The 16298-nt window shown below is 72.0% G+C and carries 8 protein-coding genes; 3 read left to right on the top strand and 5 right to left on the bottom strand.

The genetic code is table 11. The features are described 5' to 3' along the window. The first annotated feature begins 152 nt into the window (after positions 1-152). On the top strand, positions 153-3266 hold the full coding sequence (locus tag ACZ42A_RS01295; protein WP_468525046.1) for an efflux RND transporter permease subunit: 3114 nt from the start codon (positions 153-155) through the stop codon (positions 3264-3266). 60 nt (positions 3267-3326) lie between these two features. Here the strand turns inward: ACZ42A_RS01295 and ACZ42A_RS01290 are convergent, their stop codons facing one another. Next, positions 3327-8402 carry a tetratricopeptide repeat protein gene (locus ACZ42A_RS01290; RefSeq protein WP_468525045.1) on the bottom strand — a complete coding sequence of 1692 codons (5076 nt, stop codon included), beginning with the start codon at positions 8400-8402 and terminating at the stop codon, positions 3327-3329. 1 nt (position 8403) lies between these two features. Next, positions 8404-9828 carry an alpha/beta hydrolase gene (locus ACZ42A_RS01285; protein WP_468525044.1) on the bottom strand — a complete coding sequence of 475 codons (1425 nt, stop codon included), beginning with the start codon at positions 9826-9828 and terminating at the stop codon, positions 8404-8406. Positions 9829-9947: 119 nt separating this feature from the next. Between ACZ42A_RS01285 and ACZ42A_RS01280 the strand changes: the two genes are divergently transcribed. Further along, positions 9948-12188: a protein kinase domain-containing protein gene (locus ACZ42A_RS01280; protein ID WP_468525043.1), complete on the top strand. Its 2241-nt coding sequence runs from the start codon at positions 9948-9950 to the stop codon at positions 12186-12188. A 48-nt stretch (positions 12189-12236) separates the two neighbouring features. Here the strand turns inward: ACZ42A_RS01280 and nadA are convergent, their stop codons facing one another. Then, positions 12237-13421, bottom strand: coding sequence for a quinolinate synthase NadA (gene nadA / locus ACZ42A_RS01275; RefSeq protein ID WP_468525042.1), 1185 nt, complete (start codon positions 13419-13421; stop codon positions 12237-12239). Between the two features lie 341 nt (positions 13422-13762). Here nadA and ACZ42A_RS01270 point away from each other — a divergent pair, with 341 nt between their 5' ends. Further along, positions 13763-14119 (top strand): HesB/IscA family protein, encoded by a 357-nt coding sequence (locus ACZ42A_RS01270; RefSeq protein ID WP_006135694.1) that lies wholly within the window; start codon positions 13763-13765, stop codon positions 14117-14119. 75 nt (positions 14120-14194) lie between these two features. On the opposite strand, the gene ACZ42A_RS01265 is transcribed toward ACZ42A_RS01270, so the two are convergent. Together ACZ42A_RS01265 and ACZ42A_RS01260 are read right to left on the bottom strand one after the other, a co-directional pair. Continuing rightward, positions 14195-15955, bottom strand: a complete 1761-nt coding sequence (locus tag ACZ42A_RS01265; RefSeq protein WP_468525041.1) for a hypothetical protein — start codon at positions 15953-15955, stop codon at positions 14195-14197. Between the two features lie 101 nt (positions 15956-16056). Beyond that, a complete protein-coding gene (locus ACZ42A_RS01260; RefSeq protein ID WP_468525040.1) occupies positions 16057-16266 on the bottom strand; it encodes a hypothetical protein in 210 nt (69 codons plus the stop codon). Between the last annotated feature and the right edge of the window lie 32 nt (positions 16267-16298).

The raw sequence follows: 16298 nt of genomic DNA, 5'->3' as shown, positions 1-16298 counted from the left end.
CCGCACGGCGCTACTCCACCCGCAGTATGCGCCGTATAAGGAAATGGACCTGGGGGCGACGGCCGGGCCGTCCGCGATGGACCAGGGTGGTGGGGTGGGCGCTCGCATGCGCCCACTGCTCCGCTCAGGCCACGGAAGAGAGACGCTGACCCATGTCCTGGCTGTCCAGATTCAGCCTCGCGCAACGGGCCCTGATAGGGCTGATGTCGATCATCGCGCTCGCCTTCGGGGCGATCGCGATCCCGCAGCTCAAGCAGCAGCTGCTGCCCACCATCGAACTGCCCATGGTGTCGGTGATCGCGCCGTACCAGGGAGCGTCCCCGGACGTGGTCGAGAAGCAGGTCGTCGAACCGATCGAGAACAACCTGGAGGCGGTCGACGGCATCACCGGCGTCACCTCCACCGCCGGCGAGGGCAACGCCGTGATCATGGCGTCCTTCGACTACGGCAATGACACCGACCAGCTGGTCGCCAACGTCCAGCAGGCCGTCAACCGGGCCCGCGTCCAGCTCCCGGACGACGTCGACCCGCAGGTCGTCGCCGGTTCCACCGACGACATCCCGACCGTCGTGCTCGCGGTCACCTCCGACCGCGACCAGCAGGCCCTCGCCGACCAGCTCGACAAGACGGTCGTCCCGGACCTCAAGGACATCGACGGCGTGGGCCAGGTCACCGTGGACGGCGTACGGGACCTCCAGGTCACCGTCACGCCGGACGACAGGAAGCTGGCCAGGGCGGGCCTGACCACCCAGACCCTCGCCCAGGCGCTCCAGGCGGGCGGCGCGACCGTCCCGGCCGGCTCCTTCGACGAGGACGGCGCCAACCGCACCGTGCAGGTCGGCGGCGGCTTCACGTCCCTGAAGCAGATCGAGGACCTCATGGTCACGGGGGAGGGCGCTTCGGCGAAGAAGCCGGTCCGCCTGGGTGACGTGGCCGAGGTCGCGCAGGAGCCGGCCCGCGCCGACTCCCTCACCCGCACCAACGGCGAGGCCAGCCTCGCCGTGATGGTCACCATGGACCGCGACGGCAGCGCGGTCGCCATCTCCGACGCGGTCCGCGACAAGCTGCCCGAGATGCGCGCCGACCTGGGCTCCGGCGCCACGATCACGGTCGTCAGCGACCAGGGCCCGGCGGTGTCGAAGTCCATCGAGGGCCTGACGACGGAGGGCGCCCTGGGCCTTCTCTTCGCTGTCCTCGTCATCCTCGTCTTCCTGGCGTCGATCCGCTCCACGCTGGTGACGGCGGTCTCGATCCCCCTGTCGGTGGTCCTGGCCCTGATCGTCCTGTGGACCCGCGACCTGTCCCTCAACGTCCTCACACTCGGCGCGCTGACCATCGCCATCGGCCGCGTCGTCGACGACTCGATCGTCGTCCTGGAGAACATCAAGCGGCACCTCGGCTACGGCGAGGAGCGCCAGGAGGCGATCCTCAAGGCGGTCCGCGAGGTGGCCGGCGCGGTGACGTCCTCCACGCTGACCACGGTCGCCGTGTTCCTGCCGATCGGCCTGGTCGGCGGCATGGTGGGCGAGCTGTTCGGCTCGTTCTCGCTGACGGTGACGGCGGCCCTGCTGGCGTCGCTGCTGGTCTCCCTGACGGTCGTCCCGGTCCTGTCGTACTGGTTCCTGCGCCCCCCGAAGGGCACCCCGGACGACGCCGACGAGGCCCGCCGCCTGGCGGAGGAGAAGGAGTCGAGGAGCCGCCTGCAGCGCTTCTACGTCCCGGTCCTGCGCTTCGCCACCCGCCGCCGCCTGACCAGCGTGGCCATCGCGGTCGTCGTGTTGATCGGCACGTTCGGCATGGCCCCGCTCCTGAAGACCAACTTCTTCGACCAGGGCGAGCAGGAGGTCCTCACCGTCAAGCAGGAGCTGAAGCCCGGGACCAGCCTCGCGGCGACCGACGCCCAGGCGAAGAAGATCGAGAAGATGCTCGACGGCGTCGAGGGTGTCAAGGACTACCAGGTCACCGTCGGCTCCTCCGGCTTCATGGCGGCCTTCGGCGGCGGCACCGACAGCAACCAGGCGTCGTACTCGGTGATGCTGGAGGACTCGGCGTCGTACGAGGACGTCGAGCACCGCATCGAGCAGGGCCTGGCGAAGCTGGACGGCATCGGCACGACGACGATCGCCGCCGGTGACGGCTTCGGCAGCCAGGACCTGAGCGTGGTGGTGAAGGCGGCCGACGCGAAGGTGCTGCGCGAGGCCGCGGAGCAGGTCCGCGAGGCGGTGGCCGGTCTGGACGACGTCACCGACGTCACCAGCGACCTCTCCCAGAGCGTCCCGCGGATCTCGGTCAAGGCCAACGAGAAGGCCGCCGCGGCCGGCTTCACCGACCAGACCCTCGGCGCGGCCGTCGCCCAGGCGGTCCGCGGCACCACCGCCGCCCAGGCCACCCTGGACGACACGGAGCGCGACGTCGTCATCCGCTCGGCGCGCCCCGCGGAAACGATGGCGCAGCTGGAGAAGCTCCCCCTGGGGCCGGTGAAGCTCGGCGACATCGCGGACGTGCGGCTGGTCGACGGCCCGGTCTCCATGACCCGCATCGACGGCCAGCGCGCGGCGACGATCACCGCCAAGCCGACGGGTGACAACACCGGCGCCGTGAGCGCCGACCTCCAGTCGAAGATCGACTCCCTGTCCCTCCCGGCGGGCGCCACCGCCGAGATCGGCGGCGTCTCCGAGGACCAGGACGAGGCCTTCGCCAACCTGGGCCTGGCCATGCTGGCGGCCATCGCGATCGTCTTCATGCTGCTGGTCGCCACCTTCCGCTCGCTGGCCCAGCCGCTGATCCTGCTGGTCTCGATCCCGTTCGCGGCCACGGGCGCGATCGGCCTGCTGGTCGCCACCGGCACGCCGATGGGCGTACCCGCGATGATCGGCATGCTGATGCTGATCGGCATCGTGGTCACGAACGCGATCGTGTTGATCGACCTGATCAACCAGTACCGGCGTCAGGGCTACGGCGTCGTGGAGGCGGTCATCGAGGGCGGCCGCCACCGTCTGCGGCCGATCCTGATGACGGCCCTGGCGACCATCTTCGCCCTCCTGCCGATGGCCCTCGGCATCACCGGCGAGGGCGGCTTCATCGCCCAGCCGCTGGCGGTGGTCGTGATCGGCGGCCTGGTCACGTCGACGATGCTGACCCTGCTGCTGGTTCCGACGCTGTACGCGATGCTCGAACTCCGGAAGGAGCGGCGGGCGAAGAAGCGGGCGGCGAAGCGGGGCGTGAAGGCGGAGTCGGGGGAGGTGCGGGAGCCGGCGGGCGTGTGACCCATGAGGCATGAGAAACCGCCGGGTCCCGTGGTGCGGGGCCCGGCCGTTCCTCTATGCCTACGGCGTTTGGTTGAGGGCCTGGACCAGCCGCATCCAGTGCGCCATGTGCTGCCCGCCGTGGTGGCTGCTGAGGGTGGCCAGTTCGGAGGTGAGGCGGCTACGGGTGGCCGGGTCGGCGTCGGCGGCCGCGGTGGCGAGGGCGTCCGGGTCGAGAGCTTCGGTGTCGCCGCTGAGCAGGGCGGCGGCCTGGGCGTGGGCGACGCGGGACGGCTCGTCGTCGAAGACGGCACCCTCGATGGCTGCCGTGTGCCGGAGTGCGTCGGCATCGCCTTCGTGTACGGCCTGGAGGACCAGCTCCCGGAGGGCGTCGAGGTCCAGGACACAGCGGTAGGCGGTGTCGATCTCGTTGTTTCGCGCGATGTACAGGACGGCCGCGTGGACGGCCGTGCGGGGAGAGCGGGGATCGATTCCCAGGAGCATGTCCTCGGCGGACCCGTCGAGGAGGAGTTCCTTGCTCTCCTCCAGGAAACGCTGCGACGCACCCCATGTCTCGCATGCCAGCCAGTCCGCGAGCAGGTCGTGCAAGGCCAGCTCGTGGAAGACGGGGGTGGCTCCCTCGGACAGGATCCGCTGCCGGATGTCCTGGTGCTGCTCGGCGACGGGAGTGACGAACGCGAGTTCCTCCAGCGCGGTCGAGGCCGCTTCCGACGTCAGGACATCGGCGTGGTCCGTCCAGAACGCCCGGCTCTCCTCCCATGTGGGGGTGTCTATCCATGCCACGACCAATGCCTCGGTCTCTTCGGACAAGGAGAGCCACTCCGGGGGAGGTGCGCCGGTCTCCTGGATCCAGATCCGCTCCAGCACGTCCAGGTTCTGCGGGGTCTCGCGCGCGCAGGAGCGCAGGTCTTGACGGGCCCACAAGTTGACCTGATCGAGCCGCTCGGATCCGTGCCGGAGCAGGCGGACCAACCCGCGCAGACCGGCTTCGGAGGTGGGAGCGGGTCGGTTGAGCTGGAAGGCGGCGAGTGTGTACCTGATGGTGCGTGCGGCGGCGGGGTGGTGCTGGGCGAGGCGGGTGGCGGCGTCGGTGTAGGCCTGGGCGGCCGCTGATTCCTGGCCGGCTTCGGCCAGGTGGCCGGCGAGCGTGTCGAGGGAATGCCAGAGGCTGACGAGGTGGGCGTCGGGGTGGGTGTCGACCAGACCGGTGTGGATGCGGACGGCTTCGTGGGCGGCTTCGAGGGCGGCGTGTCGGTCTCCGGTCTCCGCCAGGTGGGTGGCGAGGTTGGTGAGGCTGTCGGCGAGCCGGGGGAGGTGGGTGGCGGGGGCGGCGTCCGCGAGGGTGCGTCGGATGCGCACGGCTTCCTGGCTCGGTTCGAGTGCGGCCTGCGGGTCCCCGGCCTCGGACCGATGCACGGCGAGGTTGTGCAGGGCCCTGGCGAGGCCGGGGAGGTGGGCGTCGGGCTGGGTGTCGACGAGGCCGGTGTAGATGCGGACGGCTTCGCCTGCAGGCTCCAGAGCGGCTTGCCGATCTCCGGTTCCTGCCAGGTGGTTGGCGAGGTTGGTGAGGCTGCCGGCGAGGCGAGGAAGGTGGGCGGCGGGGTTGGCGTCGGCGAGCTCGGTGTGGATGCGGATGGCTTCCTGGGTGAGTTCGAGGGCGGCCTCGGCGTCTCCGGTCTCTGCCAAGCGGGTGGACAAGGTGCTGAGGGCCGTGGCGAGGTCGAGGCGGTGCGCGGCGGGGTGGGCGTCGGCGAGTGTGCGGTGGATGCGAACGGCTTCCTGGGCGGCTTCGAGGGCAGCCTGTCGGTCTCCGGCCTCGGACAGATGGACGGCGAGGTTGTTGAGGGCGCGGGCGAGGGTGGGGAGATGTGCGGTGGGGTGGGCGTTGGCGAGTGTGCGGCGGATGCGGACGGCTTCCTGGGCGGGTTCGAGGGCCGCTTGCCAGGCTCCGGTCTCCGCCAACTGGTTGGCGAGGTTGGTCAGAGCTCCGCCGAGGCCGGGGAGGTAAGCCGCAGGGTGAGCGTCGGCGAGGTTCGTATAGATGCGGACGGCTTCCTGGGCGGGTTCGAGGGCCGCCTGCCGGGCTCCGGTCTCCGCCAACCGGTTGGCGAGGTTGCTGAGTGAGCCGGCGAGGTCGGGGAGGTGAGCGGCCGGATGGGCGTCGGCGAGGCCGGTGAGGATGCGGACGGCTTCTTGGGTGGGTTCGAGGGCCGCCTGTGGGCTTCCGGTCTCCGCCAGGCGGACGGCGAGGTTGTTGAGTGAGCTGGCGAGGTCGGGGAGGTGGGCCGCGGGGCTGGCATCCGCGAGCGCGCGGCGCATAAGGACGGCTGTGCGGGCGGGTTCGAGGGCGGCTTCCGGGGCCCCGGTCTCCGCCAGGCGGCTGGAGAGGGTGTCGAGGGCGTCGGCGAGGTCGGGGAGATGCGTGCCGGGGCTGGTGCCGACGAGGCGCGTATAGATGCGGATGGCTTCGCGGGCGGGTTCGAGGGCGGCCTGTTGCTCCCCGGCCTCGGAGAGGTGAATGGCGAGGTTGTTGAGGGCGCGGGCGAGGCCGGGGAGGTGGGCGGTGGGATCGGCGTCGGCGAGCGCCCGGCGGATGCGGACGGCTGTGCGGGCGGGTTCGAGGGCGGCTTCCTGGTCCCCGGTCTCGGACAGGCGGTTCGCAAGAGTGCTCAGTGCCGTGGCGAGGCTGGGGCGGTAGGCGGTGGGGTCGGTCTCGACGAGGCCGGTGTAGATGCGGACGGCCTCCTGGGCGGGTTCGAGGGCGGCCTGTCGGTCCCCTGCCTTCGCCAGATGGTTGGCCACGTCGTTGAGAGCTCTGGCCAAGTCGGGGAGGTAGGTGGAAGGAGCGCCCTCCGCGAGCCCTGAGTAGATCTCGGCGCCCTCACGCGAGAACTCCAGCGCCACGTCACGCCTGCCGCTCCGCGACAGGTCGAACGCACAGTTCAGAAGCGTGTTCGCGAGATGAGGCAGCGTGGTCTCCCGATCCCACGCGACCAGTTCACGCAGGACGTCGATGCCCGGCCCAGGCCCCCCGGCCCACCCCGCATGGGTGGCCAGCCACTTTCGCACGTAAGGATCGACCGCCCCCCAGTCCCCCACGGTCGCCTGCTGCCTGAGAAGCCGAACGATCGCCCGCAGCACCACCTCCCCGGCGGCGGCCCCTTCACGCCTTCGCAGATGGGTGACGAACTCCCGGTGATACAGCCGGTACACGGCCTGGGAGCCCTCGCTGTCCTCGACGATGTACCGGCCGTACGTGGCCAGCACCCAGTCCACGTCACCCTCGTCGTAACCGACGCCGGCGGGGCGGCCCCCGAGGGCCGAGGCGACCGTCTCCCACACCCCGCCGGCCGGCATGCCGCGCCCCGCCGCCCACGCCAGAGCGGTCAGCAGGTCGCGGGCCGCCGAGGCGAGGACGGTGCCGTCCCCGCGTACCCGGGTCGGCCCGGACCGCAGGTCCTCCTCGAAGGCGGCCTCCACGGAGTCCGGCAGCCGGGCCACCAGCTCACCGCTGTCGATGCTCTCCTCGTCACCCCGGCTCCGGATCTCCGAGATGAGGAAGCCGGTCACCAGCCGGGCGAAGAGGAACCCCCCGTTCTGCTCCGTGGCCCGGCTCGCCAGGGCCCAGGCGACCTCGTCCCCGTCGACGCCGGCCGCCTCGCACCGCCTGCGCACATACCCCGCGATGTCCTGCCGGGTGTCCGGCTCGTCCTCCAGATCCACCGTGACGACGCTCGCCCCGACATGCCGCACCAGGGCGTCCGGCAGGGACTCGCCCTCCTCCAGCTTGCTGCGGAAGGGCCGCTTCCTGGAGCCGACCAGGACCGGTGTCATCCGGCTCAGCGGAAAGACGAGCTGCTCGATGACGGCCTGCGTGTGCTCCGCCGGCACCTCGTCGAGACCGTCGAGCACGATCACCGGCAGCTCGTGCAGCTCGTGCAGCTCGGCCCGGAAGTCGTCGACGTTCCTCGGTTCGCGAAGCCCCAGCCGCCCCGCCAGCTCGCCCGCCGCCTGGAGCGCGTCGAGCCCTCGTAGATGGACCGCCGCGAAGGACTGACGGTCCCGCACGCCCGGATCAGGGTCTCCCTCCCGCAGCGAGCCCTGATGCTCCGCCTCCTCCCGCTGTTCGGGATCCGCGAGCGTCGCGATACGCCCCAGTACCGCCGACTTGCCGCTCCCGGCGGGCCCCGTCACGAGGAACAACCCGGGCCTGCCCTCGTCCATCCACCCGATGATCTGCCCGAGCACCCGTCGCCGCCCCGTGAAGAACCAGCCCTCCTCCCGGTGCCCGACCCCACGTGCCGCGAGGACCAGGTGCTCGACGAGGGCGGGCGGGGCGCCGGGCTTGGCGAGCGGGTTGGGGAAGGCGCGGCCCTCGTCGCCCACCGCCGCGCGGACCGGTCGCTGGCCGTCCTCGTCCCATCGGGTGGGCAGGGCGGCCAGCAGATCGGCGCCGGTGACGAGTTCGTTGTGCGCGCTCCACGCGGACAGGTACTCGTCGGTCTTCGGGCCCTCCCGGAGCACCCGCGCCAGCGCCCGGAAGAGCGGACCCTCGGCCGCCGACGTCTCGTTGCGCTGACAACTCGCCATGAACCCCAGCCACTTCGTACGGCCGGGCGGCAGGCTCACCTCCGACCAGTGGGTGAGCGCGGTCTGAACGCTCTGGGCGGCCCCGTCGCCCGAGTAACAGGCGTCGACGAGCACAAGGATCTGATCCGCCTCCGAGGACACCGCGTAGTCGACCAGTTCCTCGACGGAGACACCCTGCCTCCGTATCCGTGCCGTCCGCGTACCGGGATGATCCCCCGGCACCAGATCACTGAGAGCGAGCCGCAGCTCCTGCTCCACCAGCACCCCGTGCCCGGACCACAGCACCAGCGCCGGTCTCCGCCCGCCCTCCCGCCGCCACCCCTCGCTCCACTCCTCGACCGCCTGGTCGAACTGCTCCCGTCCCGGATCCCCGCCGCCCACCACCCGGACCTCGAACCCCAGCTCCTCCAGGCGCCCGGCGATCTCCTCCATCTGCGCACGCGCCCCCACCAGCCGGGCAAACGTGCCCTCGTCGGCGTACGACTCGCAGACCACGCACAACGCCGTCGCCCTGGGCCCGGGCCGATCGGGAGTCTCCGTCGTCACGTCAGGACTCCCCTCCACGCGCCACGACCAGCACCAACGCCGTCACCACCGACTCAGGCGCGTGCCTCGCCCACACCCGCACCCGATGCGCCCCGGCGGGCAGCCCCCTCAGCACGGTCACGTACCGCCCGCCGCCCAGGTTCCGCAGGGTCCGTCCCGGCCCGCCGTCCCCCACCGCCACCGCGACGGCCAGCTCCTCGTGCCCCTGCGACGAGACGGAGACCTCGCAGGCCTCGCCTTCGGCCAGCACCTCCGGCACGCTCACCCCCAAGGCCGCCGCACCGATCTCCTGCGGAGCCCGATGGAACGGCGGCTCCCCCGCCAGCCAGCCCCACAACGCCCACCGCACCGCCGGATTGTTCTGCAGCGAGCCATGCTGCTCCCACGGCGTGTACGCGGGCCGCCCCCACCCCACGTGCGCGCTGGACAGCCGGGGGACCCGCCCGTCGCCGCCCTCGTCCACGCCCTCGATGGTGAGCAACTCCGCCAGCCTCCGGCCCGCACCGTCCACCACCGCCGTGGTCGGCGTCGGCTGCAGAACGCCGCTCACCGCTACGTACTCCACCCCGTACGCCGCCCCCGTACGGGACTCCCGCAGCACCTCGTGGAACCGCCCCGCGTCCGCCAGCAGCTCCTCGTCCACCCCCGGCAGCCCGGTCACCTCACGCGCGTATCGCAAACCGGTCTGCCCGGGCACGCCCTCCAGGCACGCGTAGTCCGGCGTCAGCTGGTGCAGCGACGGCAGGCTGCGCGCGAAACCGGACAGGTCCAGCCGGATCAGCCGCCCGGCCCCGCGCCGCAGCTCGTTCAGCCGTAACCCGTTGACCAGGTACAGCAGCGCGTCAAGGGACCCCCGGTAGGGCGTCCCCAGGGTGATGACCCGGCGGGTGATCTCCGCTCCGCCGCCCTGCTCGACGTACTGCCGGGCCACCAGGCCGCCCATCGAGTGGCAGATGAAGACGACCTTGGCCTCCGGGTGCCCCGCCGCCCGCCACCGGTCCAGCTCCTCCGCCACCCGCTCGCCGAGCCGCGCGGCGTTGTGGCGGCAGGACAGCCGCCAGTCGTAGGGGAAGGGGACGAGGTTCGCCGGAGCGTCGTCGCCGGGGGTGCGGCGCCGCAGGGTGAAGTGCCCCTCCAGCCACTCCAGCAGGTCCGTGTAGCCCTCGACGAGCGGTGCGAGCCCCGGCAGGCCGTGGACATCGCGCATCACGCCCACCGGCCGTACGCCGTCCCCCGGATGACCGTCCAGCACCCCGCGCGGGAGAGCGAGCCCCTTCAGGGAGCCGCCGAAGGTCCTGATGCCTTGTAACAGCGCCTCGCCCGACGGCCCCCACACCTCCCTGCCGTCCGCGTCCGCCAGCCGGCTGCCCATGATTCCCGGGACCACGACCACGAGATCGTCGACCTGATTGCGCCGCGTCGCCATCGCGCCCCCGTGCATACCGTGCGGTGAGGAGACAAGGGTAGTGACAGGCGCCGGGAGGCGACCCGCGGTTACGTATCCTGTGGCCGCGAACTGCGCAACGGGGGAAGGGGAATCGGGCGGTGCCACTGCACAAGGACGATCCGCGGTCGCTCGGCGGCTACAAGCTGGTCGACCGGCTCGGGGCCGGGGGCATGGGGGTCGTCTACCGGGGCAGAGCGCGGTCCGGGCGTGAGGTCGCCGTCAAGGTGGTGCACGCGCAGTACGCGCAGGATCCCGTCTTCCGTACCCGGTTCCGGCAGGAGATCGAGGCCGTCCGCAAGGTCAGCGGTGCGTTCACCGCGCCGGTCGTGGACGCCGATCCGGAGGCCGCGCGGCCGTGGATGGCCACGCAGTACGTGCCCGGCCGGTCGCTCGCCGAGCGGATACGCTCCCACGGTCCGCTGCGCGACGCCGAGTTGCGGCGGCTGGCGCTGGGGCTGGTGGAGGCGCTGCGGGACATCCACCGGGCCGGGGTGGTGCACCGGGATCTCAAGCCGGCCAATGTGCTGATGGCCGAGGACGGGCCCCGCGTCATCGACTTCGGCATCTCCCGCGCCACCGAGAACCTCACCCTGACGGAGACCGGGCAGATGATCGGCACCCCGCCGTTCATGTCCCCGGAGCAGTTCACCGATGCCCGCTCGGTGGGGCCGGCCTCCGATGTCTTCTCTCTCGGTGCGCTGCTGGCGTACGCCACGACGGGGCGCGGCCCGTTCGACGCCGAGAGCCCCTATCTGACGGCCTACCGGGTCATCAACGACGCCCCGGTGCTGGACGGTGTGCCGCAGCAGCTGCGCGGCATCCTGGAGCGCTGTCTGACCAAGGAACGCGAGGACCGGCCCGGACTCGACGAGCTGGCCCGGGAGTTCGCCGCCGCGCTGCCCGAACCGGACCCCGGCGACCCGCCCACCGTCACCCTGCGCCTCGGCAAGCCGGATCTGGTGGCGACCCATCCCGGCACGGTCGCCGATCCGGGGACCACCACCCATCCCGGACGCCGTGGCCGGGTCCGTCCCCTGCTGGCCGTGACCGGCACCGTCGGCGCGCTCGCGCTCGGTCTCACGGCGTATCTGCTGGGGCCCGGCATGGACGACGCCGGGGTGACGCCCGGACCGTCGGCCGACCCCAAGGTGAGCGCGCCCTCCCGGTGGGGGAGTCTGCCGAAGGGCTGGCAGCCGTGGCAGACGACGGTGTTCGCGCCCGCCGCGCGCGGTGCGAAGCCGGTGGGCCAGGGCGGCATGGCGAGCGGTCCGGAGTGCCTGCTGCACGAGAGCGCCGTGTACTGCGGGGGCGACGGCATGCTGCCGGTGCGCGTGGACGCCCTGACCGGGAAGACCGTGTGGCGGGCCGACCTGCTCCCGGACGGGGTGGTCGCCGACCGGCTCTCCTCGGCGGGCGTCCTCGGGGTGGCGGACGGCACGGTGGTCGTACGCCTGATCGTCTCCGACGAGAACCAGGAGAACGACGAGGTCGACATCGTCGCCCTCGACGCCGGGACCGGCGGACGGCTGTGGAACCGTTCCGTGGGCGAGGACTTCGCCGACAGTTCCTTCGCCGAAGGTGTGGTGGTGACGCCGGACGAGAGCGGGCGCTCAGTCGTCGCCCGCTCGCCCCGCACCGGCGAGCAGCGCTGGACGAGACCGTTGCCCGTGGGCTACTACTGCGACTTCCTGGACACGGTCCCCGGCCTGTACATGGAGTGCACCACCGACGCCGGAGACAAATCGCTCATCCTGGAGTTCGACCCGGCCGACGGATCGACCCGCCGGGTGACCCTGCCGTCGGTCGAGCAGACGCTCTACGGCACCTTCGACGGCCGGCTGGCCTTCCTGCAGTGGGCCGACGACGCGTGGCTGGGCACCACCGACGAGGCGTTCAAGGCGGTCGTGCTGGTGGACCCCGAGACCGGGGACCGCGAGCGGGTCAGGCTGGCGGAGGTGTTCCCCGGTCGCGCCGGCCTGGCGGGCGGCAGGTTCTGGTTCGCCGTGTCCAACGGGGTCGTACGGGCCGTCTCACCGGCCACGGGCAAGGAGCTGTGGCGTACCGAGACGACCCTCGAACAACCGGGCGCCGTCGTGCTCGACCAGCGGGGCCGCACCGTGTTCCTGGCGAGCCTCAGTGGCCGGGTGGCGGCCCTGGACGCCCGGAAAGGCACGCTGCTGTGGGAGACCCGCCCGCGCTCCGAGCGGGTCTCGGACAACGGCTGGGCCGGGCCCGAGGTGCTCGTGCACGAGGGCGGCCTGATCGTTGTCACGCCGGACGGCACCCTCTTCACCGTCGACCCCGGCCACCCCGACAGGAAGCCCACGTCGTCGGGGTGACCGGGGTCGGTCACGGTTTTTCGGCTGCGGCTGCGGCTGCGGCTGCGGCTACGGCAGCGCCAGCATCCGCTCCAGCGCCAGCTTCGCGAACGCCTCGGTCTCCTTGTCGACCTCGATGCGGTTGACCAGCTTGCCGTCGGCCAGGGACTCCAGGGCCCAGACCAGGTGCGGGAGGTCGATGCGGTTCATCGTGGAGCAGAAGCAGACCGTCTTGTCGAGGAACACGATCTCCTTGCCCTCGGGAGCGAAACGGTTCGCCAGGCGGCGGACCAGGTTCAGCTCGGTGCCGATGGCCCACTTGGAGCCGGCCGGGGCGGCCTCGAGGGTCTTGATGATGTACTCGGTCGAGCCGACGTAGTCCGCCGCGGCGACGACCTCGTGCTTGCACTCGGGGTGGACGAGGACGTTCACGCCGGGGATGCGCTCGCGCACGTCGTTCACCGAGTCGAGGTTGAAGCGGCCGTGCACCGAGCAGTGGCCGCGCCACAGGATCATCTTCGCGGCGCGCAGCTCGTCGGCGGTCAGGCCGCCGTTCGGCTTGTGCGGGTTGTAGACCACGCAGTCGTCCAGGGACATGCCCATGTCGCGGACGGCGGTGTTGCGGCCCAGGTGCTGGTCCGGCAGGAAGAGCACCTTCTCGCCCTGCTCGAAGGCCCAGTCCAGGGCGCGCTTGGCGTTGGAGGAGGTGCAGATCGTGCCGCCGTGCTTGCCCGTGAACGCCTTGATGTCCGCGGAGGAGTTCATGTACGAGACGGGCACGACCTGCTCGGCGATGCCGGCCTCGGTCAGCACGTCCCAGCACTCGGCGACCTGCTCGGCCGTCGCCATGTCGGCCATCGAGCAGCCGGCGGCGAGGTCGGGCAGGACGACCTTCTGGTCGTCGGAGGTCAGGATGTCAGCGGACTCCGCCATGAAGTGGACGCCGCAGAAGACGATGTACTCGGCCTCGGGGCGGGCGGCCGCGTCGCGGGCCAGCTTGAAGGAGTCGCCCGTGACGTCGGCGAACTGAATCACCTCGTCGCGCTGGTAGTGGTGGCCCAGCACGAAGACCTTGTCGCCCAGCTTCTCCTTGGCCGCGCGGGCGCGCTCGACCAGGTCCGGGTCGGACGGCGAGGGCAGGTCGCCGGGGCACTCCACGCCGCGCTCGCTCCTCGGGTCGGCCTCACGGCCGAGGAGCAGCAGGGCGAGGGGCGTCGGCTGTACGTCGAGCTCCTGGGTCTGGGCGGTGGTCACGACACGCACCCTTTCTTTTCTGCGGCTCGCCGACCCGGGGGACCGGGTCGGCGGGATAGCGGGACAGCTATTCGACCTTTTCGTCGAAATGACGCTATCTATCATAACCGCTTCACGTCACTTTGACGATGGCCATTGCGTCGATGTGACATGAATCCCGATGTCCGGAACGTCGCCTTGTCGAGTGGCGGACACCGGGGCGCTGTGCGCCCGCCCGCGCGTGTGCGAGCATGAAAAACGAGCCAAGGAGAAAAGAGTCGGGCGCGTCCCGGAATGAATCCGTGGCCCCGCCGGTTGCAACCGTCGGCAAGCAGTCTCCGTACAACCCGGGAGAGATGTAGATGTCCGTATCGGACGAGACCACCACCGTCACCGACGGCATCATCCTGACCGACGCCGCCGCGTCCAAGGTCAAGGCGCTGCTCGACCAGGAAGGCCGCGACGACCTGGCGCTGCGCGTCGCCGTCCAGCCCGGCGGCTGCTCCGGCCTGCGCTACCAGCTGTTCTTCGACGAGCGTTCCCTCGACGGTGACGTGGAGAAGGACTTCGGCGGGGTCAAGGTCGTCACCGACCGCATGAGCGCCCCGTACCTGGGCGGCGCCACCATCGACTTCGTGGACACGATCGAGAAGCAGGGCTTCACGATCGACAACCCGAACGCGACGGGTTCGTGCGCCTGCGGCGACTCCTTCAGCTGAGCCGCGTGACGTGAAAGGCGGCGGCCCCTCCTGACGAGGGCCGCCGCCTTTCGCATGGGACGCGTAGGTACTGCGTTACTGCGCCGGCAGCCGAGCCCCCGGCTTCTCCAGCGGGATCGCCTCGCCGTCCGAGCCGACGACCTTCCGGTCGCCGAGCGGTTCGTCCAGCTCCACCGTGCGGTGATGGACCTTGGCGATCATGATGCAGACCTTGTCCGGCCACGGCGTCTCGGTCACCGTGACCGTCACCTCGTCCGCGCTCTCCGTCGCCGTCGCCTCGTAGTCCGCGCAGACCCCGCCGGTGAAGGCGACGGTCAGCTCCCTGCCCTCGGCGGTGTACCCCTCCACCTTCACGTTCCGGGTCTCGGCGGGCGAGTCCGGCCCCGTCGGCCGCGGACTGGGGTTGCCGCTCGGCTCCCCGGGAGGTGCGGGCGAGGTCAGATACCTCGGATCGACGGCCGGATACGTCACCGTGAAGCCGTCCGCCGCGCCCGGCGCCCGCACCTCGAACAGCCAGGACGGCACCAGCGTCGGCCGCGCGTCCACGAAGTGCGAGGCCAGCCCGAAGACCGCGTCCTCCACGACGATCGCCTCGCGTGGGGCGGGCGTCGCCGGGACCGAGGTCTCGCAGGGTGCCTGCGCACGCTCCTCCTCCAGCGGTACGGGAGTGGCGCAGCCGCCGATGCCGACACGATGCCCGGGCTCCTGCGCCGCGTTCAGCCGCTCCAGCGTCCCGGCCGCGTCCAGCACGGGATACGTCGCCCCCTTCACCGGCGCCTTCAGCTGACCGCTGCCCGTGACCACCTCGCCCTGGGCGCTGACCGTCAGCCCGGTCGGCCAGCCGTACGTCGGCAGCCCGCCGACCACCGGCTCGGCGTTCACCACCCGCTGCGCGCCCGTCACCTGGGAGGCGTCCACCCGCGCGGAGTCCTGCCCGAGCGCCTTCAGCACCGGCGCCGCCGCCTTGCGCGCCGCCGCCTCGCTCACCGGGTCGGTGGCCGGGGAGGCGGGAGGTTTGGAGCAGACGGTCATGCTCTCGCAGTCGTCGGTGCCGGGGGCGTACCGGTGGAACGTCCAGGTGCCGGGCGCCTGCCGGTTCACCTGGAGGCTGGGCCCCTGGCCGTCCTTGCCAGACCCGACCTTCCAGGCCTGTCCCTCGGCCACCGGCGCCCCGTCCACGCCGAGCGCCGCGGCCAGCCGCGCGACCTCCGCTTGGGTGACCTCGCCCTTCGCCCAGTAGACGGGCGCCGAGCCGGGGCCCTCCGGGAGCTCGCCCGACGCCTTGTAGGTGACGCCGTTGGGGTCCGGCTCCCCGGGCGCGATGCCGTTCCCGGCACCCTCCGCGTAGCCGTCGAGGGCGAGCGGCGGCGGAGTGCCGCCCCCGCCGGGCGCGCCGGATCCCGACCCCCCGCCCGCTCCGCCCCCCGCCGAGCCGGCGAGATACGCCCCACCGCCCCCGGCGAGCAGCACGGCAGCGGCGACGGCGGCGATGACGGCGGGGGAGCGACGCCGGGAAGGGCCCTCCGGGCTCGGCGTGATGTCCGGCTCGGGCGTGGCTTCGGGCTCGTGCGCGGTCTTTGGCTCGCGCGTCGCCTCGGGGGCGTGGGTGGCCGCGGGGTCGTGGGTGGCCGCGGCCTCGTGCGTGGCCTCGGGCTCGGGCGTCGCCTCGGGCTCGGGGGTCGCCTCCGGTCCGGGCGTGGCCACGGGTTCCGGCGCGGCGTCCGATTCCGGCGCGGCGTCGGGTGCCCGCGTGGCCTCCGCGCCCTCTGTCTCACGCTCGGCGGCGCCGGACGCGCCCACGACCTCGTCGTCGTTGTCGGGTCGCTCGCTGTTCACCGCATCGCTCCTTCGGCCGCACAGCTGTTACGGGGGACAGCGATGGGACGCGGAGAAGGAGCGCACGGTTCCCCTGGGGCGGTCCCGGGGAGGGGGTTCGCTCAGTCGCCGTAGTCGGACATCGCGTCCAGGAGCCGCGCGGAGGCCGCCGGCACGGTCACGCCATGGATCAGGGACGGGGAGACGGGCAGCGCCGTGTCCCGGTCCGGGGCCGTCCAGTGCGGAGCCATCCGGGCGCAGTCGCCGCGCAGCGACGCCAGGTCGCCTTCCAGGTCGGCGGGGGCGGGGGCAGGGGCGTAGAGGTTCGTCATGGCGGCACCGTAGGCACGGGTCGGCTCACGAA

It is taken from the genome of Streptomyces sp. NPDC030838 (genome assembly GCF_055572035.1).
Note: the sequence above shows the minus strand (reverse complement) of the source record. Positions and strands in the feature narration are given on the sequence as shown.